Source organism: Terrabacter sp. Ter38, assembly GCF_024519435.1.
In the GTDB taxonomy this organism is placed as follows: Bacteria; Actinomycetota; Actinomycetes; order Actinomycetales; family Dermatophilaceae; genus Terrabacter.
Map to the genome: position 1 here is coordinate 1 of NZ_JALJRZ010000045.1, position 331 is coordinate 331.

Below are 331 nucleotides of genomic sequence, written 5' to 3' on the forward strand. Positions count from 1 at the left end.
AAGTAGAAAAAAAAATATTTAAATAAAAGAAGATATTAAGATATGAGAGGAGAGATGATAAAGAAGATAAAGAAACAGATAGGATAGTTAGTAGAAAAAGGGAAAGTAGGAGGAGAAGAAAAGAGAAACAAAGAAAGGGGAAAAAAGAGAGAGGGAAAAAAAAAAAAAGGGAAAGAGAGAGAGGGAGAGAAGGGGGAGGAGAGGGAGAGGGAAAAGGAGGAAGAAAAAGGAGAGAAGGAGGGAGAGGAGAGAGAAGAGGAAGAAAGAGGAGAGGGAGGAGAAAGGGAGGAAGGAGAGGAGGTATATAAAGGAAAGGGAAGTGGTTAAAGGA

At 39.0% G+C, this 331-nt stretch carries 1 protein-coding gene; it reads right to left on the reverse strand.

The genetic code is table 11. The features are described from left to right. Positions 1-87: 87 nt before the first annotated feature. Positions 88-331 (reverse strand): hypothetical protein (locus NR112_RS23335; protein ID WP_256796479.1); only part of this gene is annotated, 244 nt, incomplete at its 5' end.